Annotated in this window: 22 protein-coding genes and 1 tRNA gene; 10 read left to right on the top strand and 13 right to left on the bottom strand. The window is 68.1% G+C overall.

Annotation, left to right across the window (positions count from 1 at the left end):
- Positions 1–27: 27 nt before the first annotated feature.
- Positions 28–948 (bottom strand): TY-Chap domain-containing protein, encoded by a 921-nt coding sequence (locus H507_RS0109170; RefSeq protein ID WP_026378032.1) that lies wholly within the window; start codon positions 946–948, stop codon positions 28–30.
- Positions 949–1153: 205 nt separating this feature from the next.
- On the opposite strand from H507_RS0109170, the gene H507_RS15850 reads away from it, so the two are divergent.
- Positions 1154–2110 carry a cation diffusion facilitator family transporter gene (locus H507_RS15850; RefSeq protein ID WP_245558885.1) on the top strand — a complete coding sequence of 319 codons (957 nt, stop codon included), beginning with the start codon at positions 1154–1156 and terminating at the stop codon, positions 2108–2110.
- Between the two features lie 30 nt (positions 2111–2140).
- Here the strand turns inward: H507_RS15850 and H507_RS0109160 are convergent, their stop codons facing one another.
- The 3 genes from H507_RS0109160 to H507_RS15845 are packed head-to-tail and all read right to left on the bottom strand — an operon-like array spanning position 2141 to position 5677.
- Entirely contained in the window at positions 2141–2686 is a 546-nt protein-coding gene (locus H507_RS0109160) for an HPP family protein (RefSeq protein WP_051139734.1), read from the bottom strand.
- Between the two features lies 1 nt (position 2687).
- The gene (locus H507_RS0109155; RefSeq protein ID WP_022910417.1) at positions 2688–3146 is read right to left on the bottom strand and encodes a ferritin family protein; all 459 of its coding nucleotides are present in this window, start codon (positions 3144–3146) and stop codon (positions 2688–2690) included.
- Positions 3143–5677, bottom strand: coding sequence for a molybdopterin oxidoreductase family protein (locus H507_RS15845; protein ID WP_084707761.1), 2535 nt, complete (start codon positions 5675–5677; stop codon positions 3143–3145). Before H507_RS15845 ends, H507_RS0109155 begins: the two co-directional genes overlap by 4 nt.
- Positions 5678–5924: 247 nt before the next feature.
- Here H507_RS15845 and H507_RS0109145 point away from each other — a divergent pair, with 247 nt between their 5' ends.
- Complete coding sequence (locus H507_RS0109145; RefSeq protein ID WP_051139733.1) at positions 5925–6416, top strand: MogA/MoaB family molybdenum cofactor biosynthesis protein; 492 nt, start codon at positions 5925–5927, stop codon at positions 6414–6416.
- Positions 6417–6678: 262 nt separating this feature from the next.
- Here H507_RS0109145 and H507_RS0109140 read toward each other — a convergent pair.
- The 5 genes from H507_RS0109140 to H507_RS15835 form a co-directional block, all read right to left on the bottom strand.
- Positions 6679–6752: transfer RNA gene (locus H507_RS0109140), tRNA-Met, on the bottom strand.
- 75 nt (positions 6753–6827) lie between these two features.
- Positions 6828–7310: an SRPBCC family protein gene (locus H507_RS0109135; protein ID WP_051139763.1), complete on the bottom strand. Its 483-nt coding sequence runs from the start codon at positions 7308–7310 to the stop codon at positions 6828–6830.
- Positions 7311–7364: 54 nt separating this feature from the next.
- Complete coding sequence (locus H507_RS15840) at positions 7365–8258, bottom strand: hypothetical protein (protein WP_169512701.1); 894 nt, start codon at positions 8256–8258, stop codon at positions 7365–7367.
- Positions 8249–8893, bottom strand: a complete 645-nt coding sequence (locus H507_RS0109125) for a hypothetical protein (RefSeq protein ID WP_022910412.1) — start codon at positions 8891–8893, stop codon at positions 8249–8251. The genes H507_RS15840 and H507_RS0109125 overlap by 10 nt, the downstream gene beginning before the upstream one ends.
- 140 nt (positions 8894–9033) lie before the next feature.
- Positions 9034–10194, bottom strand: coding sequence for an FUSC family protein (locus H507_RS15835; RefSeq protein ID WP_022910411.1), 1161 nt, complete (start codon positions 10192–10194; stop codon positions 9034–9036).
- A gap of 132 nt (positions 10195–10326) precedes the next feature.
- Here H507_RS15835 and H507_RS0109115 point away from each other — a divergent pair, with 132 nt between their 5' ends.
- Genes H507_RS0109115 through serA form a run of 6 tightly spaced genes read left to right on the top strand, consistent with a single transcriptional unit; the run spans position 10327 to position 16511 of the window.
- Positions 10327–11868: an ABC transporter substrate-binding protein gene (locus tag H507_RS0109115; RefSeq protein WP_022910410.1), complete on the top strand. Its 1542-nt coding sequence runs from the start codon at positions 10327–10329 to the stop codon at positions 11866–11868.
- Positions 11869–11879: 11 nt separating this feature from the next.
- The gene (locus H507_RS0109110; protein ID WP_022910409.1) at positions 11880–12872 is read left to right on the top strand and encodes an ABC transporter permease; all 993 of its coding nucleotides are present in this window, start codon (positions 11880–11882) and stop codon (positions 12870–12872) included.
- On the top strand, positions 12872–13684 hold the full coding sequence (locus H507_RS0109105) for an ABC transporter permease (protein ID WP_026378027.1): 813 nt from the start codon (positions 12872–12874) through the stop codon (positions 13682–13684). The genes H507_RS0109110 and H507_RS0109105 overlap by 1 nt, the downstream gene beginning before the upstream one ends.
- The gene (locus tag H507_RS0109100; RefSeq protein WP_026378026.1) at positions 13684–14526 is read left to right on the top strand and encodes an ABC transporter ATP-binding protein; all 843 of its coding nucleotides are present in this window, start codon (positions 13684–13686) and stop codon (positions 14524–14526) included. Before H507_RS0109105 ends, H507_RS0109100 begins: the two co-directional genes overlap by 1 nt.
- A complete protein-coding gene (locus tag H507_RS15830; protein WP_040438053.1) occupies positions 14523–15278 on the top strand; it encodes an ATP-binding cassette domain-containing protein in 756 nt (251 codons plus the stop codon). Before H507_RS0109100 ends, H507_RS15830 begins: the two co-directional genes overlap by 4 nt.
- A 42-nt stretch (positions 15279–15320) precedes the next feature.
- Positions 15321–16511, top strand: coding sequence for a phosphoglycerate dehydrogenase (gene serA / locus H507_RS0109090; protein ID WP_022910406.1), 1191 nt, complete (start codon positions 15321–15323; stop codon positions 16509–16511).
- Between the two features lie 12 nt (positions 16512–16523).
- Here the strand turns inward: serA and H507_RS0109085 are convergent, their stop codons facing one another.
- From H507_RS0109085 to H507_RS15825, 4 genes are read right to left on the bottom strand one after another with little or no spacing between them, the layout of a single operon-like run.
- Complete coding sequence (locus H507_RS0109085) at positions 16524–17318, bottom strand: inositol monophosphatase family protein (RefSeq protein ID WP_022910405.1); 795 nt, start codon at positions 17316–17318, stop codon at positions 16524–16526.
- A gap of 31 nt (positions 17319–17349) precedes the next feature.
- On the bottom strand, positions 17350–18348 hold the full coding sequence (rsgA, locus tag H507_RS0109080) for a ribosome small subunit-dependent GTPase A (protein WP_051139731.1): 999 nt from the start codon (positions 18346–18348) through the stop codon (positions 17350–17352).
- Complete coding sequence (gene aroA / locus H507_RS0109075) at positions 18345–19661, bottom strand: 3-phosphoshikimate 1-carboxyvinyltransferase (protein WP_026378024.1); 1317 nt, start codon at positions 19659–19661, stop codon at positions 18345–18347. Before aroA ends, rsgA begins: the two co-directional genes overlap by 4 nt.
- Positions 19658–20206, bottom strand: coding sequence for a DoxX family membrane protein (locus H507_RS15825; protein ID WP_051139730.1), 549 nt, complete (start codon positions 20204–20206; stop codon positions 19658–19660). Before H507_RS15825 ends, aroA begins: the two co-directional genes overlap by 4 nt.
- A gap of 52 nt (positions 20207–20258) precedes the next feature.
- Here H507_RS15825 and H507_RS0109065 point away from each other — a divergent pair, with 52 nt between their 5' ends.
- A complete protein-coding gene (locus tag H507_RS0109065) occupies positions 20259–21050 on the top strand; it encodes an SOS response-associated peptidase (protein ID WP_022910402.1) in 792 nt (263 codons plus the stop codon).
- Positions 21047–21700 carry an alpha/beta hydrolase family protein gene (locus H507_RS0109060; RefSeq protein ID WP_022910401.1) on the top strand — a complete coding sequence of 218 codons (654 nt, stop codon included), beginning with the start codon at positions 21047–21049 and terminating at the stop codon, positions 21698–21700. Before H507_RS0109065 ends, H507_RS0109060 begins: the two co-directional genes overlap by 4 nt.
- Positions 21701–21713: the final 13 nt, after the last annotated feature.

Genomic DNA, 21713 nt, shown 5'->3' with positions numbered 1-21713 from the left:
CTCGGCCTTCAGCGGGCCGACCGGGGGTCAGCTGAAACGACCGGTGGTGAAGTCGTCGCCATCCGTGTGGCGGGGGAGCACGGGCGGCTCCTGGGCGAGGCAGCGCTTGGCCGTTGAACGGCTCGCCCTCGCTTCGGCCGCCAGGTCGTGCAGGGTCTCGACCAGCCGGCCGACGCTGAACGGCGTGGCCGCGATCACGGCCTGGAGGCAGATGCGGTCGTCGACCACGGAGTAGTCGAACGGCCATGCCGAAACGTTCAGCAGGTCCACCGCGATCGCTGCCCGGCCGGGATCGACCAGATGGGCGAGCACCGTGGAGCGCAGGACCACCCGTCCGAGATCGTCGCTCGGGCGAACCGAGACAGGCACCGACCCCCACATGCCCTGCACCCAGCCATCGGACGAACGGTGGAAGGCCTCACCCTTGAAGTCGAAGGCACACTCGATGAGCATGTCGAGGTGGTACCTGTCGACGATCTCGACCTCGTCGTCGGCCTCGCGGGGCAGGGCGGGCGCGTCGAACGGCTCGACCGCCCGGCTCTGGATCAGCGGCTGGGCGAGCAGGGCCGGGTGGAGCAGTCCGTACGACTCGCGCAGGGCCGAGCAGACGTGGTCGGCCGCGCGGGTGCCATTGGACAGCGCGAAGACGCGCACGTAGTAGCCCGGCAACTGCCGGAGGTGTTGGAAGCCGAGGGCCCGGAGGTGGGCCATGCCGGCTGGGGTCAACCGACGCGAGGCCGGCAACAGCTTGTTGTCGAGGGCCAACACCGTCAGACCGGTGGCCGTCTTCGTCACCTCCATCAGCTTCTGGCTGCGGTGCCCGGCCAGCTGACGGATCGTCACCTTGCTCTCGAGTTCGAGCGTCTCCAGGCTCACCTCGAGCAGTTCCGCGAACTCGTCGAACGCCTCGTCCGTCGCGGCATCGATGTCAAAGAAATCTGCGTTCATCGCCATCCCCCTTCGGTCATTCCCACGTTCATGACCATAGGAAGGGGCTCTGACAATTTCTGGGCAGAACGAAAGGCGGCCGTGGGAGAGAACCGACGGTATGTCAGCATCCTATTCCTGATTCGTACAGATGTCCAATACCAGGAGCTGTTCGAGCTTCTCCATCAGCCCTTTCGCGGGCGGGTCCGGCGTCTACACTCACGGCGTGAACACACCCGCGTCCAGCCAGAAGGACGACTCCCCGGGCACCGAGAGCATGGTCACCGTCGTGATCGCGCTGGTGGCCAACACCCTCATCGCGATCGCCAAGTCGGTGGTGGCCCTCCTGACGGGCTCCGCCTCGATGGTCGCGGAGGCGGCTCACTCCTGGGCCGACACCGGCAACGAGATCTTCCTGCTGGTGGCCGAACGCCGATCGGCCAAGGAGGCGGACGACTCCCACCCCTTGGGCTACGGTCGCGAGGCGTACGTGTGGTCGATGATCGCAGCGTTCGGATTGTTCGGGGCGGGGTCCATCGTCTCGGCCTGGCACGGCATCACCGCACTGAGCGCGCCGGAAGCAGAGGCGAACTACACGTGGGGGTATGTCGTCCTGGGCATCTCCTTCGTGCTGGAGGGCATCTCGTTCCTGCAGGCCCTGCGGTCGGTGCGAAGCCAGGCGCGCAGCCTCAGCCTTCATCCCTTGCACTTCGTCAGTTCCACCTCGAACCCCACGCTGCGGGCTGTGTTCGCCGAGGACGCCGCTGCCCTGGCCGGTCTGCTGATCGCGGCTCTGGGCATCGGCCTCCACCAGGCCACGGGCAATCCCGTGTACGACGCGGTTGGCTCGATCCTCGTCGGGGTACTGCTCGGGGTGGTCGCCATCTTCCTGATCGCGCGCAATCGTGACTTCCTCACCGGGCAGGCGGTCAACGAGAAGACCAGACAGGCCGCGATGAACATGCTGCTGGAGCAGACGCTGATCGAGCGCGTCAGCTTCCTCTACCTGGTCTACGTCGGTCCCGGCAAGGTGTTGCTGATCGCGGCGGTCGACCTGGCAGGGAACCTTGCCGAGTCCGACCTCGCCCACGAGTTGCAGGTGATCGAGGATCGTCTCAACAACCATGGCAACATCGAGCGCGCCATCCTGACGCTGAGCGCGCCCGAAAGGGCAGGGCTCTGAGTCGCCTGTTCTGACCCCTCTGGTCTGGGCTCAGGTCTTCTGTGTGGCCGATGCGGGCTTAGTTCCCAGGAGCAGGTTGAGTCCCCATCCTGCGGCCGTGATGAGCAGGATGGCCCCGACCATGGACAGCAGTTGGCGTGGGGTCGTCAGGATGCCGAGGCTCACGATCAGCGTCGTCGCTCCGGCTGGTGGGTGCGGGGTGCGGAGCCAGGTGAGCACCAGCGTGGTGAGCGCGACGGAAAGGGCGCCAGCGGCCACGTGGGAGGGCGTGAGCCCACCGACCGGCGCCGACGGTGTGTGCTGGACCCTGAGCGCATACAGGCAGACGACCCCCATGATGAGCCCGGTGCCGTGACCCACCACGGCGTTGACCGGACGAGAAGAGGGCTGCTCGGGTGATTCGAAGAACAGCATCACGGTGGGGCCGAGGCTCGGGAAGAGCCATGGCAGACGTAGCGCGATCCCGACGGCACCGGTGAGACCCAGGACGATCAGCGAGAGCGCGGCTGCGTACAGCGCGGGCCCCAGTGTGGTCCGTCGTGACGTGAGCCGTTCCAGCAGCGACGGGGTCATCATGTCAGCGCGCTGCGACAAGGGCCTGCGGTGCCGCCTGCTTCATGCGGGTCTGCAGCCAGCGGAGCTGGACCGAGGTCTCGTGGTCACAGTGGGCCACCACATCCAGGAGTTCCTCGTCGTGGAGCGCCGAACCGGCCTGCTTGAGCATGGTCCAGGTCACGTCGACGAAGCTGCCCAGCAGGTAGAGGTCCTGCAGGTCGCGAAGCAGTCCCAGTGGGCCTTGGCGCGTGGTGGACAGACCCTCGGCGTGGAGGCGTTCCGGTTCGCCGTCGGACGCTTCGCCGTAGCGCTCGACCACGGGCTGCAACCGATCGCTGTGTTCGTCACATTGTTTGGCCAGGGTGTGACACAGGGCGTACACATCCGGTTCGGAGGCGTGGCCGTCCGCAACCTGGCGGAACGACTCCGCCAAAGTCGTCTCGGCGCGGTGGAGCATTCCCAGGTAGATGTTGACGTTCATGGCCGGCCCACCTGCCCTTGACGTGCGCCCGAGAACACGGGGGCTGAGGCGCCCGGCTTGATTGCTTCGGGGAAATGTGGCGGCGGTACCGCATCCACCTGTTCCGTCGCGTGCGCGTCGCTGCCGCCCACGGTCGGCCTCATCCGGTTCCTGGCTGCCGCCACTGGGCGTGACGCGGTCGTGGTGGGTGCCGGCGCGGGTCCGTTGGCGTGACCGATCTTCTCCACCTTCACAGCCGCGTTCTTGAACACGGGCTGCTTCGAGACGGGGTCCCACTCGGTGAGCGTGAGCTCGTTCGCCGCCGTGGGGTGCGCGCCCGGGGAGCCACCGGCGTCCCAGTACCCGTAGTGGAACGGTGCGAAGACGGTGTTGTCACGAATGTCGCTGATGCGTACCGGCACCTCGATCTTGCCTCGCCGTGAGCTGACGCGCACCATGTCGCCCTCCTGGATGCCGAGCCGCTGGGCGTCGTTCGGCCCCAGCTCCACCCAGGCGCTCGGGGCGGCTTGCCGGAGAGGCCGCGACCGTCCCGTCTTCGTCCGGGTGTGGAAGTGATAGGCGGTCCTACCGGTCGTGTAGCGCATCGGGTAATCCGAGTCGGGCTCCTCGTGGGGCGGGGAGTAGTCAGCCGTCTTCAGGATGGCGCGTCCCGCCGGCACGGTGGCGCGGAACGCCTCGGAGCCGACGGTCGCGCCCGTGAGCAGATCGTGGCCGTAGCTTTCGCAGTAGTCGGGATCCGTGGCGAACACTCCGTCCTCATACAGCCGTTCGCGCCCGTCCGGGTTCTCCTCGTTGCAGGGCCACTGGATGCCGCTGCCGCCTCGGAGCCGGTCGTAGCTGATGCCGGTGTAGTCACACGGACGACCACGCGAACACTCCTGCCAGGCACGGAAGCCGTCCTCGGGACCTGACCAACTCAGCAGGGGAGCACCGCTCAGGGTGGTGAACCCCATTCGCTTGGAGTAGTCGAGGAAGATGTCGAGGTCGGTGTGCGCCTCCCCGGGAGGGTCCACCGCCTTGTCGGAGAGGTGGACGGTCCGGTTGACGTTGGTGAAGGTCCCTGTCTTCTCGCCCCAGCCCGCGGCCGGCAGCACGACGTCGGCGGCCTGTGCGGTTTCGGTGAGGTAGAGGTCCTGCACCACGACGAAGAGCTCGGGCTTCTCCAGGATCCTGCGGATCCGGGAGAGGTCAGGCATTGAGACCGCAGGGTTGGTCGCGGAGATCCAGAGGAACTCGATGGAGCCCTGTTCCGCGTAGCGGAAGATCTGCATCGCATGCGTCGGCGGTGCCCAGTGGGGGATGGTCAGGGGATCGACGTCCCAGAGGTCGGCGAGTTCCTGCACGTGGTTCGGGTTCTCCCAATTCCGGAACCCCGGCAGGTCGCCGTCCGCCCCGCACTCGCGATTGTTCTGCGCTGTGGGCTGGCCGTTCATCTGCAGGATGCCGCAACCCGGACGCCCCAGCAGCCCCCGGAGCAGGTGCAGATTGTTGACCTGGCAGGACGACGCGGTGGCCTGCGCTGACTGGTAGAACCCCTGCAGCACGGTGGACAGGACCCGGGCCGAGGTGCCGAAGATCCGCGCGGCTTCGCGGATGTCGTCGGCGCTCACGTCGCAGATCCCCGCCGCCTTCTCGGGGGTCCAGTCCGCCACGGTCGCCTTCAGCTGCTCGAGGCCCGTCGTGTGCGCCTGCACGTACTCCTCGTCCCACCAACCGTTCGCCAGGACCTCGTGGATCAGCGCATTCATCAGCGCCATGTTCGTGCCGGGTCGCACGGCAAGGTGAACGTCGGCGTGGCGGGCCACCTCAGTGTCACGCGGATCGACGCACACGACCTTCGGTCGGTCGGGTCCCTCGATGCGGTCGAGCACTCGCGACCACAGCACCGTCTGCGTCTCGGCCATGTTGTGCCCGTACAGGAAGATCGCGTCACAGCTGTCGATGTCGGTGTAGGACCCCGGCTGTCCGTCGGCGCCGAAGCTCTCCTTCATGGCCGCTGCAGCTGTGGCCGTGCAGAGGCGGGTGTTGCCGTCCATGTGGGGGGTCCCGATGCCCGCCTTCCCGATGATGGCGAGGGCGTAGTACTCCTCGATGAACAGCTGGCCGCTGGTGTAGAAGCCGTGGCTCAGCGGGCCACGGGTCCGCAACAGCTCCCGGCTGCGTTCGGTGATGCGGTTCATGGCGGTGTCCCAGTCGCATTCGACCAGTTCGCCGTTCTCGCGGATCAGGGGGCGCGTCAGACGGTCCGGATGCGACATGCCCTGCCAACTGGCGAACAGGCCCTTGGGTCCCAGGCGGCCATGGTTGACCAGGTCCCCCGCGCGCCCCCGGATACCCACCATCGCTCCGTCCTTGACGGCGATGTCGCAGGCGCAGCCGTTGCTGCACAGCACGCACGCGGACTGCACCCACCGGTCGATGTCGGCCTCCGTGACGCCCTCGGCCAGGGCTTGGTCGACGCGTACCGGCCACAGTCCGTCTCGTGGGTAGGGAGTCCTGGTTCCCCAGATCTCGGCAATCCGATCAACCACGATCGTCTCCTCCTCCATGCGAGGCCCAGAGGTCCCCGGCCGGCACCGTTGCCGGGACCAGACTTACCACCGGGCCCCGGTGGAGTAAAGCGATTCGGCCACGGTGGTCGCGCGAGCAGTCACGCTGGTTGTGGAGGGCCTCGCACGAGGGCTCCCGTCCTGCGCCCGGACTTCTGCGCGCTCCCGAGGCGAGCGATTCCGTCCACACGGCCCTCGTCCCACATCCCTGGTCTGGTTAGCATGGCGCATGACCAGACCGGTGATCCGAGCGACCGTCATCACGGTGTCGGACGAGGTGGTGAACCACACCGACGACGACCGGGCGGGGGCACTCGCCGAACGTCTGCTGGCGGCCTTGGCTGTCGACGTGGCGCGAATGGTGGTCCCCGACGATCCGACACAGCTGCTCGCTGCGGTGAGCTCGGCGATCGCCGACGGATCTCGGCTCGTCATGACCTGCGGAGGGACGGGAATCGGACCCGCCGACCGGACGAGCGATGCGGTGGCCGAACTCCTCACCTTCCAGATCCCGGGCATCGCCGAGGAGATCAGACGCCGCGGCATCGCCCACGCCGCCCCGGCGGTGGTGTCACGCGAGATCGCGGGAGTCATCGTCCGGGCAGGTGAACCCTCGGTCTTCGTCCTGTGCGCTCCCGGCTCGCGGGGCGGGGTGCAGGACGCGGTCGACGTGATCGGTCCGGTGTTGCCCTACATCTTCGCGGAACTGGACGGGCGCTAGGTGGCTCGTCGCGAGCGCGGTTCTTGGCGGAGTCGCCCTCGTCCCTCACCCGGTCTGCCGCCCGGAGGCACGTGGGACCGGCGCTACTGCGGTAGGTAGAGGTCGAGATTGCGCCTCATTGTCCTCAGGAGTTCGCGCTCGTGAACCTGTTCACCCCGGTCACTCCCGAGGCCAAGGCCAAGTTCGGGGTGTAGCTGTAGCCGGGGGAACCAAGAAGGCCTTGCGAAACCGGACATGAATCCAGTTTCACAAGGCCTTTTCGTAGCGGGGACAGGATTTGAACCTGTGACCTCCGGGTTATGAGCCCGGCGAGCTACCGAGCTGCTCCACCCCGCGTCGGTACTTGTAGAAGCTTACACAGACTCCGGCGAGAGCTCAAATCGCGGCGGGCTCCTCCCCGAACGGGTCCCCTCAGGACTTCTCGGCGAGGGCCTTGAGGCGCTCGATCGATGCCAGCAGGGCCTCGGGCTGCAACCTCTTGCCGTAGTCCACACGTCCGGGGTGGCTCTGCTGGGAGTAGTCGTAGCTGTGCGTCACGCGGGTGCCGTCCTGGACGCGCTCGAAGTCCCAGCGCCAGACATGCCCGGTGGGCTCCTCCCCGGCGTCAGCGGGGGCCCAAGCGATCGTCCGGCCCTCCTCGAACGCGACGACTCGGTTGTGCTTGATCTTGCCCGAGGTGTTGTTCATGACGAACACGTCGCCCACGGCGTGTACTCGCTGGCCCTGGTCGGCGTTCGAAAGGTTGTCGTTTCCGTCCCACGAGGGCTGCTTGGCGGGATCGGCGACAAGCTCGAAGATGACCTCAGCGGGTGCCTGGACGACGGCCGAGGCACTCACGGTGCTGTCTTCGAGGCTCTTGCTCAGATGCTTCTCGTTCTGGGTGTTCTCGCTCATGGGCACCATGGAACCATCTGCGGCCTCATCCCGACAGGGTGGAGGACGAAGCCGTCAGGTACCGGGGATCTTGACCAGGACCGCACTCAGTTGGCCGATCGGTAAGGAAGCGGTTGAGTCCGTGGTCACGCTCTCCACGCCCGACTGGCCCAGCGCGGTCCACGTGACCCGCCAGGTGGCGCGGGTGGTCACGGTGTAGTTGCCCTCCGGCAAGGAGGCCTTCGTGTACGCGTGACCGCAGGTGGGGGAAGCCTCCCCATGCGGAGCGCGAGCGGGGGAGTAGGGAGTCGTGGCGGTGCAGTGGACGACGGTGCCGTCGCCCATGTCGACGTCGAGGGATGTTCGGCGGGCCTGCAGGGTCACTGTGTAGCCGCGGACGGTGGTCGAGCTCGACAGTGTGCCTGACGTGTCGGTCCACAACCAGACGTTGTAGTGCACCGGGATCATGCCCCACTCGTTGCCCTCGGGGTTGGGTCCGAAGGAGGTGGTGGGCGCGGGCAGATGAAGGTTCGTGACGGCCTCGAGCCCCAGCAGTGCCGGGTTGGGAGGCGGCGCCTTCTGCTTCGGAGGAGCGAGGGGCAGTCCCGGGGCACACACCTGCCGATAGGTGTTGTTGAGAGCGATGCTGCCCTCGGCGCTGAGCAGGCCTTTGGTGCGCAGGTCGGTGAACATCACGTCACAGCCGGCAGCCATGTTGTTCCAAGTGTTGGTGATGGACGACTTGGTGTGCGTGCGTGTTTGACCGTTGATGAGCGGCCCAGCAATCCCACCTGCGTCGCTGCTCTTCGTCTTGATTGCCACAGTCACATCAGCCCCGGAGGGGGACCTGTGGTCGTCATACCTGATAGCGGTCTCACGCTTCTTCTCCTTCGCCTCCGCGTGCGAAGCCACGCTGATGGTCAGCGCTCCGCACAGGGCTGCCGCGAGCAGCGGACGAACTAGACGCATGACTTGACTCGCTCGCTGGACCAGTCGGAAACCTTCAGCGATCCTGCTGAGTCCCTCTTCACGTAGACGACGTACCTAGCAAAAGTGCCTGTCTTCTTCGCGCCATCTGGGTACTCGAAGGTCCAGTGGGATGCGTCACGGCAAGATGAGACAGCTACGAGAGCGCCGTCCGGGTCGTCGGCCAGCTTCGTCCCAGACATTCTTTGGCGACTCTCCGAGGTGGCATGAGCGCCGTCCTCCCAGATCTTCCAGAGTATGTTCAGTCTGGCCTCTAGGCCGTCGCCAGGCAGCATGATGTCCGTGATGGCGGTCGGGCGGGTGCCACGAGGGACCCCGCTCCTTTCCAGAGCCGAGACCACTTCGAACTCCTTCTGGTTCAGGGCCAAGGCCTCCTTCACCAGCGCCGCATCCGGACTCCCCGACACCATCGTTGGCGTACCTGACACCGAACTCGCAGCCGAGGATGCGCTCGTCGAGGGGGTCGCGCTCGTCCGCTTCGCCGTGGGAGCCGAGCCACTCGTCGCCGAGACCCTGGGCGTCACCGTGGGGTTGCCTCCACCACCCGTGCACCCGGTCACCAGAACTCCGAGCGCCAGCATGGGCGCCATCACCCGCGGGGGGAACGTCGGCGTCATCGGACCTCCTTGCGCGGGGCGCGTCCTCCGCACCCTCTCTCACGCCGTCGACACTCTCACGCAGAGGGGTCGGACCTCGAGGGCCTTCGAAGATCTGTGGACAACCCCGGCAACCGACTGCGACCTGTGGACAAGACCTCTCAGTCCATCTCGGGAACCAGTTCACGGGCATCGGGATAGTCCAGCCCCGTCAACTCCAACAGGTCGACACAGATCGATCGCAACTGGGCCACCACCACCGATGACGACAGCGAGCCCAACTCGAGGTGGCTGGTCTCGCGCGCCACGGCCACGATCCGCTCCCGGGCCCTTTCCGGCAGCCTTCGTGCCCGCAGTTCGGCCGCGCAGAAGTCCGTCACCAGTGCCACCTCGCCCATCAGCCTGAGGTGCTCGTCCGAGATCTGCTCCTCGCGCCACACCAACACCACAGCGCGGCGAGCCAGCACTCGGAGGTTGCGGGTCAGCCGGTCTAGTGGCGCGACGAGGTCGGCCACCTGCTGAACGTGGTCGCGCTCCCCGCGCTGGAAGGGCGAGTAGCGCACCACCGCAACGCCCTCAGCCGCCGCAGCCGACAGTGCCGACAGCGCGCGCTCCGAACCTCGCGCCTGGATCAGGGTGCGCTCGGCCGCCTCCTGGTCGCCGGCGGCCAGCGCATCCCGGGCCGCATGCAAGGTCTGGGCCACCTCGGTGAGCACCTGCGCCGCCCTGATCCGGGGCCTCTGCACCGGCGAGGTGGGTGCGACCATCGCGAACGCCAGGGCGATGGCACAACCGAGCAGCGCGTCCACGAACCTGCTGCCCGCTCGGGTGGGGTCGGGCAACAAGGTCATCACCGTCGCCGCCTGGATGCCCGCCTGGTTGATCATCAGCGGACGAGCCCCCACCCAGGTGGCCACGCTCATGGCCGCGAAGATCACCAGCGCCACCTGCCACCAGCCGGTGCCGAAGACCACGATGAACGCATCGCCCATGAGCACCCCGATGGCCACCCCCAGGCACACCTCCAGCACCCGACTGGTCCGCTGCCCGAACGACATGCCGAGCGCGAGCATGGCCGAGACCGGGGCGAAGACCGGTAGGTAGCGGTGCATCACGTCGTTGGCGATGAACCAGGCCAGCGCCGCCGCGAGGGCGGACTGCGCGATCATGAAGGCCCGCCCCCGCCACCGTGAGACGCGCGTGCGCTGCTCGGCCAATGACCAGCGGGCCGTCCGCTCGCTGACGTCGAAGGCTCGCAGGGTGATGCGTCTGGCGGCCACCGCCGCCCGGTTCGGCCGCGGGTCGGGGTCGGGCGTGCTCATGGGCCCCAGTGTCCCAGCCCTGCCGTCCTGACCGCCCGTCGGGTGGGGACGCCGTCGCAGCGGTTCGGCTTGTAGACTCTTGCCCGTCTCTGGGCCGACCGGGTCAAGGGCAGAGGGAAGGAACCCCACCGGATGGGTCAGAATTCTTGGGGACGGACCCAGTTGGGGCGCCGCAGCCTGATCGCGGGAGTGGCGGCGGCCGCCGTCGTCGCGGCAGCCGGGTGCAGCACGTCGAAGACCGGCGAACAGCCCTCCTCGTCCAATCCCGGCCGGAGCCTGTTCATCGGGGCCGTGACGATGCCCGAGACCTTCGACCTGGTCACCAACAACGACGCGGCCATTCCCCAGGTGCTGCTCTACAACGTCTACGAGACGCTGGTGAAGATCGACGGTGACGGCCAACTGCGTCCCCTGCTGGCGACCGCCTGGACCGTCTCGGATGACCGGCTCACCTACACCTTCACCCTGCAGAGCGGAGCGAAGTTCGCCTCTGGCACGCCCGTCAACGCCGAGGCCGTGATGAAGTCTCTGAATTTGCTGCGCCAGACCGGCAACGCCGTGATCAAGGCTCGCCACCAGATGGTCGAGACGATCGGGGCGACCGATGACAAGACCCTGACGGTGACGCTGTCGAAGCCCAGCCAGGAATGGTTGTACTCGTTGACCTCGAGTTCCGGCGTGGTCATCGACCCCGAAGGGTTCACCACCCTGGCGACCAAGCCGATGGGTTCGGGGCCGTTCGCGTTCGACTCCTGGAACAAGGGCTCCGACATCACCCTGGTCAGGAACGGCAGTTACTGGGGTACGGGCACCCGCTTCGACAAGGTGACCTGGCGCTACTTCAAGGACGCCAACGCCATGAACGCCGCCATGCTGTCGGGTGATCTCGACATCATCTCCAACGTGGCGGCTCCTCAGACACTTCCGCAGTTCTCCGACCCGGCCAAGTTCACGGTGCTCGAGGGAACCACCAATGGTGAGGTGGTGCTCGGTTTCAACCACGACACCCCGGCGCTGAAGAACCTCAAGCTGCGGCAGGCGATCTGCCACGCCATCGACCGTCAGGCCGTCATCGACACGGTGTGGGGCGGCAAGGGAACCCTGATCGGCTCGATGGTGCCTCCCACCGACCCGTGGTACGAGGACCTGTCGAACACCTACCCCTACGACGTCGAGAAGGCCAAGCAGTTGGTCGCCGAGTCGGGCATCAAGAACCCGACCCTGCGCCTGCGGGTGCCGAGCCTGCCCTATGCGACGGGTGCGGTGCAGTTGCTGACCTCACAACTGAAGGCCGCCGGCATCACGTTGAAGTCCGACGTGCTGGAGTTCCCCGGACGCTGGCTCGACGTCGTCTACACCAAGGGTGACTACGACCTCACCATCGTCGCGCACGTCGAGTCACACGACCTGGGCAACTGGGCCAACCCCAAGTACTACTGGCACTACGACAATCCGACCTTCCAGGCGTTGATGGCCGAGGCCGATGCTTCCGACGAGCAGACCGCCATCGAGAAGTACAAGCAGGCTGCCAAGATCCTCGCGGACGATGCGGCCGCGGACTTCTTGTTCCTGTTGCCGAACCTGATCGTCACCAAGCCCGACATCCACGGCGTCTCACCCAACGCCACGTCGTTGAGCTTCGACCTGACGACGGTCACGTCCAAGCTGACCTGAGCAGTCGGCCCATGTTGCCACTTCTCGGGGAGACCGGGCGTCTTCGACTCGTGCTCGGTCGAGTGGCTGTGCTGGTGGCAAGTCTGCTGGCAGCGTCCGCGATCGTGTTCTGGCTCGTCAACGCGCTGCCGGGCGACGTGGCGCAGGTGATGCTCGGCAACTCCTCCGATCCGGCGTCGGTGGCGGAGTTGCGGGCCCGACTGGGCCTCGATCGTCCCCTCCTGGTGCGCTACGGCGACTGGCTCGCAGGGCTGGCCACCGGTGACCTGGGCCACTCGGCCTTCACGGGGGAGGCCGTCGGTGGGCTGGTGGCTCGTCCGTTGACGGTCACCTTCTGGCTGGTGGCACTGGGCACGCTCGGTTCGCTGGTGGTCGCCGTCCCGGCAGGTCTGTGGGCGGCGCACCGGCGCCGTCACTGGGACGGCTTTGCCGTCAACGCCCTCAGTCAGGTCGGTATGGCGGTGCCGGCGTTCCTGGCCGGCATCGCCCTGGTGCTGCTGTTCGCGGTCAACCTGCGCTGGCTTCCCGCCAACGGGTACGTGTCGTTCGGGTCAGACCCGGCGGGCTGGTTCCGGACGATGCTGCTGCCGGTTGTATCGATCTCGGTCATCCAGGGCGCTGCCCTCACCCGCTACGTGCGCTCGGCCTTCGTCGAGGTCGGCACCTCCGACCACATCCGGACGGCCCGCTCGATCGGCTGGGGTCGGTTGTCGGCCCTGTGGCGCCACGGTCGCAGGGAGGCCTCATTGCAGGTGGTCACCGTGCTCGGGCTGCAGGTGGCGGCTGGTTTCGCGGGTGCCATCGTCGTCGAGCAGGTCTTCGTGCTGCCCGGCCTGGGCTCGATGCTGATGAACGCCGTTGCCAGCCGCGACCTGATGGTGGTGCAGTCGGTGGTGATGGTGCTGGTCGCGATCGTGTTGGTGGTGATGGCGCTGCTCGACCTCAGCTACGTGGCCCTTGACCCCCGCTTGCGCACGCGTCGCGATGGACGAGGAGGCCAGTGATGCGCCGCGCCTCGTTGGTGATCGGCACCACCCTGGTCGCCCTGACCGTGCTGTCGGGGCTGCTGTCACTGGTCTGGACCCCCTTCGACCCGGTCGGCGTCGACCCGCGCTCCGCCCTGCAGGCGCCCAGCGGTGCCCATTGGCTGGGCACCGACCAACTGGGCAGTGACGTCTTCTCCCGGCTGATCAGCGGCGCGCAGATCTGTCTGGTGGTCGGGCTGGTCTCGGTCGGGATCGCGGCCGTGGTCGGTATCCCGCTGGGAGTGCTGTCAGGCATGGGCCCGGACTGGTTGTCACGACTGGTCGTCCGCGTGACCGACGTGCTGTACGCCTTCCCGGCGGTGCTGCTCGCCATCTTGTTGGCGGCTGTGCTGGGCGGGTCGACCGTCACCGGCCTGGTCGCCATCGGCGTGGCCACCATCCCGGTGTTCACCCGGGTCACCAGGGCGGGTGCCCTGCAGGTGATGAGCCAGGACCACATCACGGCGGCCAGGGTCGCCGGGATCGGCTGGTTCACCATCGCGCGCCGGCACGTCCTGCCCAACATCGCGCCGCTGCTGGGGGTGCAGGCGTCGGTGAGCTTCGCGATGGCTGTGCTCGCCGAGGCCGCGCTGAGTTACCTGGGCCTCGGTACCCAACCGCCGACTCCGACCTGGGGGCGGATGCTCTACGACGCCCGCGTGCTGCTGTTCTCCCACCCGGGCCTCGCGCTGTGGCCCGCCGCCGCGATCGCTGCGGCGGTGCTGGGGTTCAACCTGCTCGGTGACGGGCTGCGCGACCTGCTCGACCCCCGCCTGCGGGAGGTGCGCTGATGGCCCCGATGCTGCAGGTGCGAGACCTGACCGTGCGGTTCGGACGTCGCCAACAGTTGGCCGTCGAGGGTCTCGACCTCGACCTCGACAGGGGAGCACGGGTCGGTCTGATCGGCGAGTCCGGCTCTGGGAAGTCGGTGACGGCTCTCGCCATCATGGGGCTGCTGCCCGAGAACGCCCACGTGACCGGATCGATCCGCCTCGAGGGCACCGAACTGGTCGGCAGATCCGACCGCCACCTCACCCGGCTCCGCGGTGACGCACTCGGCATGGTCTTCCAGGAGCCGATGACCGCTCTCGACCCCACCATGAAGGCCGGTCGGCAGGTGGCCGAGGTCTATCGCCTGCACGGCCGTGGGGGTGCCAAGGGTCACGCCCGGGAGGCCGTCATCGGTGAACTGGCAGCCATGGGGCTGGGCGAGCCCGAACGGGTGGCCGACTCCTACCCGCACCAGCTCTCCGGTGGCCAGCGGCAGCGGGTGCTGATGGCCATGGCCCTGGCCAATCGCCCGAACCTGGTGATCTGCGACGAGCCCACCACCGCCCTCGACGTGACGGTGCAGGCACGGGTGCTGCAGACCCTGCGACGGCGGCTCGACGTGGTCGACGACGCCCAGCAGACCGGTGCGGCGTGCCTGTTCATCAGCCACGACCTCGCCGTCGTCGCCAGCATGTGTGACCACCTGCTCGTCATGCGGAACGGACGGGTCGTCGAACGGGGATCCCTGCACCAGGTCATCTCCGGCCCGCGCCACCCCTACACCCGCGGGCTGATGGCCACCAGCCGCCTCGACCTGGCCAGCCCCGGCTCACGGCTGCCCACCATCGAGGAGGGGGCATGACGGCTCTGTTCACGGCCAGCGACCTGGTCGTCCGCTTCGGACGCACCACCGCCCTCGACGGGGTCACCCTCGCCATCTCCGCGGGTGACCGTCTCGGCATCGTGGGGGAGTCCGGATCGGGCAAGACGACCCTGGTCCGGTGCCTGCTGGGCCTGCAGACGCCCACCGCTGGCGCCCTCACCCGAACCCCCGACGCCCAGCTCGTCTTCCAGGACCCCCGTAGTTCGCTCGACCCGCGCATGCGGGTGCGCGACATCGTCGCCGAACCGCTCACGTCGCGCCGGTTGCGGTCGCAGTACCCCCGGGCGGTGCGCCGGGCGCGAGCCGCCGAGGTGCTCACCCAGGTCGGACTGCGACCTGACGAGGGGGACCGCTACCCGCACGAGTTCTCGGGAGGCCAGCGCCAACGGATCGCCATCGCGAGGGCGCTGGCGCCTCGTCCGACCGTGCTGTTCGCCGACGAGCCCGTGTCGGCCCTGGACGTGTCCGTGCGGGCGCAGGTGCTGAACCTGCTCACCGACCTCGTCGACACCGAGCAGCTCACCCTCGTACTGGTGAGCCACGACCTGGCGGTGGTGCGCCACCTGTGCGAGCGGGTCGTGGTGATGAGAACGGGCAGGATCGTCGAGCAGGGACCCACCGAGCAGGTCTACGGCCATCCGAGGGAGGACTACACCCGCGAGCTGCTGGCGGCCGTCCCCACCCTGGGATCGCTGGATGGGCGTGGACCAGCCGATGGGCTGCGGCGCTGAGACTCCCGCCCGTGCCTTCCCCAGCGCTCCTAGGATGGCCCCGTGAAAGCGCTGCTCCTCGAGAACATCCATCCTGAAGCCACCCGCATCCTCACCGAAGCGGGATTCGAGGTCGAGAACCGGTCGGGCGCACTGGCCGAGCAGGAGTTGATCGACGCCCTCGACGGGGTCGATTTCGTCGGCATCCGTTCGCGCACCTACGTCACCGAGAAGGTGCTCGCCGCCCGCGGCAGCACCCTGCAGGCGATCGGGGCGTTCTGCATCGGCACCAACCAGATCGACCTGGCCGAGGCGGCCCGTCACGGTGTCACCGTGTTCAACGCCCCCTACTCGAACACCAGGTCGGTGGTGGAGCTCGCGATCGGCGAGATCATCATGATGGCCCGCCACCTCGGCGACAAGTCCTCGATGATGCACGCAGGTGTCTGGGACAAGTCGGCCAAGGGTGCCCACGAGGTCCGCGGACGCACCCTCGGGATCGTCGGGTACGGCAACATCGGCTCCCAGCTCTCGGTGGTCGCTGAGGCCTTGGGCATGCGGGTCATGTTCTACGACGTCGCCGACAAGCTCGCGCTGGGCAACGCGCGCAAGGCCGAGAGCCTCGACGAACTGCTGGGGGAGTGCGAGACCATCACCCTGCACGTGGACGGGCGTCCCTCGAACGCCAACTTCTTCGGGGCGGCTGAGTTCGCCAAGATGCGTCCGCGTTCGCTGTTCCTCAACCTGTGCCGTGGCATCGTCGTCGATCACCACGCCCTGGTGGAGAACCTGCGATCCGGCCACATCGCCGGTGCCGCGATCGACGTCTTCCCCTCCGAGCCCAAGGCACCCGGGGAGCCGTTCGTCTCCGAGCTGCAGGGACTGCCCAATGTCGTGCTCACCCCCCACATCGGTGGGTCGACCCAGGAGGCGCAGACCGACATCGGACGATTCGTGGCCGGCAAGCTGGTCGACTTCCACCGCTACGGTGCGACGGGCATGAACGTCAACCTGCCGCAGATCGTCGCGCCCGCCCAGGACGGCAGCCGCGTGTTGCACCTGCACCGCAACGTGCCCGGCGTGATGGCCCGGCTCAACCAGTTGTTCGCGGAGCACGGTGCCAACATCGGCAGCCAGCAGTTGTCGACCAAGGGCGACTACGGCTACTCCGTCACCGACATCTCGGACGTCGACACCGATCTCGTGCAGAAGCTCGAGCAGATGCCCGAGACCATTCGGGCCCGCATCCTCTGAGCCCGTCGGGCGTCAGTCGGCGTCCTCGGCCAGCCTGGCCAGCACCTCGTCGTGCAGCAGCCCGTTGGTGGCCAGCGCCCCGGGCCCGCCGACCCCGTCGGCTCCGTCCACGTTGGTGAACCGGCCACCGGCCTCACGCACGATCACGTCGAGGGCGGCCATGTCGTAGAGCTCCAACTCGGGCTCGGTGGCGATGTCGACGGCTCCCTCGGCCACCAGCATGTAGCTCCAGAAGTCGCCGAAGGCGCGGGTGCGCCAGCACTCGCGCATCAGGTCGACGAACTGCTGCCCACGGCCGGTGCGCACCCAACCGTCGATGCTGGCGTAGCTGAGCGAGGAGTCCTCGACCCGCGAGACCTTCGAGACATGGATGGGGGCACCGCGCAACAGGGTGGTTCCCGAGAACGCGCCGCCACCCTTCGAAGCCCACCAGCGTCGCGCCAGGGCGGGAGCCGACACCACCGAGGCAACGATCTCACCGTCCACCGACAGCGCGATCAGGGTGGCCCAGACGGGCACCCCACGGACGAAGTTGGCGGTGCCGTCGATCGGGTCGATGATCCAGCGACGAGGCCCCCACCCGGTGTCGTCCCCCTCCTCGCCGTGCACGGCGTCGCGGGGCCGAGCCTTCTTCAGCGTCGCCCTGATTCCCTGCTCCACGGCGGTGTCCGCATCGGTGACGTGGGTCATGTTCGGCTTCATGGACACCTCCAGGTCACGGGCCTTGAAACGGCTCATCGTGATCGAGTCGGCGTTGTCGGCCAGCAAATGGGCGAGTCTGAGGTCGTCGGTGAAGTCTCCAGCCATGCGGGTCAGCCTAGACCGTGGCGGGGTGGGGTCAGTGACCGGCCAGTTCCATGCGTCGGTACGACTCCACCCTCGCTGCGGGCAGTCGCCCCTCGGCAACTGCCTCGTCGAGGGCGCAGTCGGGTGCATCGGCGCGGTGGGTGCAGCCGCGCGGGCAGTCCTCGGCCACCTCGGAGAGGTCGCCGAACGAACCCAGCACCGACTCCCGGTTGACGTGGCTCAGCCCGAAGGACCGGACCCCGGGCGTGTCGATCACCCACGACTCGTCCCCGTTCAGCGTGGGCAGCACCAGAGCGATGGCCGAGGTGGACGTGTGCTTGCCACGACCCGTCACCTCGTTGACCTCACCGATGGAGCGGTGTGCATCAGGGATCAGCGCGTTCACCAGCGTCGACTTGCCCACCCCCGAGTGGCCCACGAAGACGGTCACGTGACCGGCGAGCAGAGCGCGGATCGTGTCGAGGTCGGCGCCCGGTTCGGTGACCACCACGCGCACGTCGAGCGGCTCGTAGGCGGCGATCAGGTCGGCGGGGCTCGCCAGGTCGGCCTTGGTCAGGCACAGGATGGGGTCGATGCCGGCATCGAATGCAGCCACCAGGATGCGGTCGATCATGCCCACCCTCGGTGGCGGGTCCGCCAGGGCGGTCACGATCATCAGCTGGTCGGCGTTGGCGACGATGGGCCGCTCCCACGGGTCGTTGTCGTCGGCCGTGCGGCGCAGCACCGTGGTGCGCTCCTCGACCTCGACGATCCTGGCCAAGCTGCCCTGGTCGCCGGAGACATTGCCGTCGAGGCGCACCTGGTCACCGACGATGGCTGCCTTGCGTCCCAGCTGGCGCGCCTTGGTGGCCGAGACCATCACCTCGCCGACCAGGCACCGGAACCGGCCCCGGTCCACGGTGATGACCCGACCGATGGGCAGAGCGGAGTAGTTCGGACGATCCTTGGTCCGTGGTCGGGTGCCCTTGCCCGGTCGTCCGAACGAGGCATCGTCCTCGTCGCGGATCGAGCCACGCACTGCCCGGCTCAAGCGTCGGCTCCGACGTGGTCAAGCATGCCGTCCCACAGGCCGGGGAAGTCACGAATCGTCTTGTTGGTGCAGGTGACGTCGCTCAGTACCAGCCCGTCGACGACCAGGCCGGCGAGCGCCCCGGCGTGGGCCATGCGATGGTCGGCGTAGGTCTCGAACCTGTCCGGAGCCCTGAGCCCCGCACCGTGTCGTCCTGTGCCACGGATCACGAGGCCGTCCTCGGTCTCGCGCACCTGGGCGCCCAGTTTGGTGAACTCCGTGCGCAGGGCCGCGAGCCGGTCGGTCTCGTGGCCACGGATGTTGGCGACCCCCCGAATCGTGGTCTGGCCGGTGGCGAACAGGGCGACCGCGGCGGCACAGGGGGTGAGGTCTGCCCCGTCGCGGAGGTCGAGGTCTGCGCCCTGCAGGTCCCCGGACGAACGAACCGTCAACCCCACCGGGGTCAGGTCGGTGGTGCACCCGAACGCCTCCAGCACCGTGCGGAACAGGTCCCCCGACTGGGTGGTGTGGCGGGGCCACCCCTCGATGGTGAGTTCTCCCCCCACGATCGCGGCGGCCGCCAGGAAGACGGACGCGCCCGTCAGGTCGGGTTCGATCTGCGTGTCGAGGGCCGCGACGGGGCCAGGCAGCACTCGCCAGGTGCGGTCGTCGATGCGTTGGGCGTCGACGCCCCGGTCGCGCAACATGGCGACGCTCATCTGGATCGGCGGGATCGAGGGGAACTGTGCCCCCGTGTGGTGCACCTCGACCCCGTGCGGGAATCGGGCGGCGCACAACAGCAGCGCCGAGATGAACTGGCTGGAGCCCGTCGAGTCGATCTCGACCCGCGGGCCCGCCAGTCCTCCAGCGGGCGCGGTGACGGTCAGCGGCAGGTGGTCGGAGTCGATGCTGCAGCCCAGTTGGCGCAGGCCGTCGAGCATTGGCTTCATGGGTCGCGCGAAGGACTCTTCGTCGCCGGTGAAGGAGGTGGAGCCCCCCGCGGCGGCGGCCAGTGGCGGCACGAACCGCATCACCGTGCCGGCGAGACCGCAGTCAATGGCGTGCTCGGGCTGGAGGAACTCGGCCGGTGGGGTGACCACCCACGGCTCGCGGGGGTCTGGCGACACCTGGATGTCAACCCCGAAAGCTTCGAGGGCGCCCCGCATGAGGTCGGAGTCGCGGCTGTCGAGCGCTCCGCGAAGTCGGGAGGGTCCATGGGCCAGAGCGGCCAGGAGCAACGCCCGGTTGGTCTCGGACTTCGAGCCGGGCACAGAAACGTGCGCACGGATTTCTCCGTGCGCACGCGGTGCAGACCAGGGGAGGACGTGGCTCACGAAACCGCCTTCGCGATCTGCTTCTTGGCTGCCTTGGCCTCCTTGGCGATCTGCTTCTTCCGCGAGGAAGTCTCCTTGGACAGCTTGCGCTGTGCCTGCTCGGCGCGCCACCCCAGGCCGGGGCGGCCCTGGGTGTCGCCAGCGGCGATCATGGCCGCGCCGAGCAGGGCGACGTTGCGCAGCAGCAGACTGCGGGCGTGCGCCCGCTCCTCGGCGTTGGCCCCCTTGGGTGCGCGGGAGGCGATCACGTGGGGGACCATCGACAGGGCCAGCACTCCCGCACCCAGCTGCCGTCCGATGCCCGTGGCCAGCATCAGACCACCGGCCACCTGGGCGCCACCGGAGATGCGCACGAGGGTCTCGGTGTCGTCGGGGATGTGGTTCGCGACGCTCGGGGGCGCCAGCCGCTGGGCGAGGGGCACCACTTTGGTGGCAATCGGCTCGGCGCTCTCGACGAGCTCCTGTGGCTTGGTGAACGACTTGATGCCGTTGGCCACGAAGAAGCTGGCGAGCATGGTTCGACCTGCGAAGCGGAGAAGACTCATGGGCCCATTCTGCCCTGTTGGGGGCAGGGGTGCGAGGAACTAGGGTCTTCACATGTGCGGACGATATGCGGCGTCGGCCAGCGCCGACCGGCTGGTCGAGACCTTCGAGGTGGACGAGGTCGTCGCCCCGGGACCCGATCCAGCGCCCTGGCTGCTGCCCCGGTGGAACATCGCGCCCACCGATCCGGTGGCGGTGGTGATGGAGCGCGCGGGCAAGCAGAACGGTGAGGTGACCCGAAGGCTCGCCGGACTGCGCTGGGGGCTGGTACCGAGTTGGTCGAAGGGGCCCAAGTCCCAGGCCCCCCTGATCAACGCTCGCCTCGAGACCGTCACCGAGAAGCCCAGCTTCCGCAAACCGATGGCCTCCCGCCGCTGCATCCTGCCCGCCGATGGCTACTACGAGTGGTACGCCCTGACCGAGCCTGATGGCAGCCCGGTGCTGACCCCACGCGGCAAGCCGAGCAAGCAACCGTTCTACATCCACCCGGTCTCGGGGCCGATGGTGATGGCGGGGCTGTACGAGTACTGGCGCGACCCCTCCAAACCACCGGAGGACGAGGATGCGTGGGTGGTCAGCACCTGCATCATCACCACCCGCGCCATCGACGAGTTGGGCCACATCCACGACCGCATGCCGGTGCAACTCGAACCCGGACGGATCGACGCATGGCTCGACCCAACCCTCACCGATGCGGCGGCGGCGGTCCAGTTGCTGCACCTGCCCGAGCCCGGGGAGATGACGGCGCACGCCGTGTCGACGGCGGTCAACACGGTCAAGAACGACGGCCCCGAACTGGTGCAACCGCTGCCGGACGAGGACTTCGTCCAGGAGGGTCTGCTGTGACCGAGGAGTTCGTGGTCGACACCCCCGAGGGACCCGGCCTGTGGACGATCAGCCCGGCCGCTTCACGCGGTGGCACCGTGGTCGCGCTGGGCCATGGTGCCGGGGGACAGATCACCGCCAAGGATCTCGTCGTCCTCTCCCGACTGCTCCCGGCGCACGGCCTGCACGTCGCCCGGTTCACCCAGCCGTGGAAGGTAGCCGGACGCAGGATCACCGCGGGCGCGCCAGCACTCGATCGGGCCTGGCTCGCCGCCGTGGAGCAGGTGGTGGCGCGTCAGGGTGCCGACAGGTTGGTCAGTGGCGGCCGCTCGAACGGTGCCCGGGTGGCCTGCCGCACCCAGGTGGAGTCGGGTGCCGTCGCCGTGGTCTGTCTGGCCTTCCCCCTGCATCCGCCGGGCAAACCGGCCCAGTCACGGGCCCAGGAACTCCTGGCCTCCCGCTCCCCGACACTCGTGCTCCAGGGCTCGACGGATCCGTTCGGCTCCGCCGAGGAGGTGCGCGCCGTGCTGCCCGAGGGCTCGCCCGTGCGCGTGGTCGAGGTCGGCGGAGCACCCCACAGTCTGCAACCGCCTGCTCGGGTGCGCTCCGCGGACGAGCACTGGCGCTGGCTGGGGGACGAGGTGCTCGCCTTCCTGGGGTCGCTGGCCTGATCGGGCGCGCCGA

It is taken from the genome of Aestuariimicrobium kwangyangense DSM 21549, assembly GCF_000421525.1.
GTDB lineage: Bacteria > Actinomycetota > Actinomycetes > Propionibacteriales > Propionibacteriaceae > Aestuariimicrobium > Aestuariimicrobium kwangyangense.
The sequence above is the reverse complement of the archived record's forward strand: the minus strand, read 5'-3'. Positions and strand labels throughout refer to the sequence as shown.

Coding starts and splice junctions, on each gene's coding strand:
- H507_RS15840 (WP_169512701.1), bottom strand. CDS start 8,258: ATGCGTCTAGTTCGTCCGCTGCTCGCGGCAGCCCTGTGCGGAGCGCTG.
- H507_RS0109125 (WP_022910412.1), bottom strand. CDS start 8,893: ATGACGCCGACGTTCCCCCCGCGGGTGATGGCGCCCATGCTGGCGCTC.
- H507_RS0109115 (WP_022910410.1), top strand. CDS start 10,327: ATGGGTCAGAATTCTTGGGGACGGACCCAGTTGGGGCGCCGCAGCCTG.
- H507_RS0109105 (WP_026378027.1), top strand. CDS start 12,872: ATGCGCCGCGCCTCGTTGGTGATCGGCACCACCCTGGTCGCCCTGACC.
- H507_RS0109065 (WP_022910402.1), top strand. CDS start 20,259: ATGTGCGGACGATATGCGGCGTCGGCCAGCGCCGACCGGCTGGTCGAG.
- H507_RS0109145 (WP_051139733.1), top strand. CDS start 5,925: ATGACCAGACCGGTGATCCGAGCGACCGTCATCACGGTGTCGGACGAG.
- H507_RS0109160 (WP_051139734.1), bottom strand. CDS start 2,686: ATGATGACCCCGTCGCTGCTGGAACGGCTCACGTCACGACGGACCACA.
- H507_RS0109170 (WP_026378032.1), bottom strand. CDS start 948: ATGAACGCAGATTTCTTTGACATCGATGCCGCGACGGACGAGGCGTTC.
- H507_RS0109100 (WP_026378026.1), top strand. CDS start 13,684: ATGGCCCCGATGCTGCAGGTGCGAGACCTGACCGTGCGGTTCGGACGT.
- H507_RS0109085 (WP_022910405.1), bottom strand. CDS start 17,318: ATGGCTGGAGACTTCACCGACGACCTCAGACTCGCCCATTTGCTGGCC.
- H507_RS0109135 (WP_051139763.1), bottom strand. CDS start 7,310: ATGAGCGAGAACACCCAGAACGAGAAGCATCTGAGCAAGAGCCTCGAA.
- H507_RS15830 (WP_040438053.1), top strand. CDS start 14,523: ATGACGGCTCTGTTCACGGCCAGCGACCTGGTCGTCCGCTTCGGACGC.
- H507_RS15835 (WP_022910411.1), bottom strand. CDS start 10,194: ATGAGCACGCCCGACCCCGACCCGCGGCCGAACCGGGCGGCGGTGGCC.
- H507_RS15825 (WP_051139730.1), bottom strand. CDS start 20,206: ATGAGTCTTCTCCGCTTCGCAGGTCGAACCATGCTCGCCAGCTTCTTC.
- H507_RS0109110 (WP_022910409.1), top strand. CDS start 11,880: ATGTTGCCACTTCTCGGGGAGACCGGGCGTCTTCGACTCGTGCTCGGT.
- H507_RS0109155 (WP_022910417.1), bottom strand. CDS start 3,146: ATGAACGTCAACATCTACCTGGGAATGCTCCACCGCGCCGAGACGACT.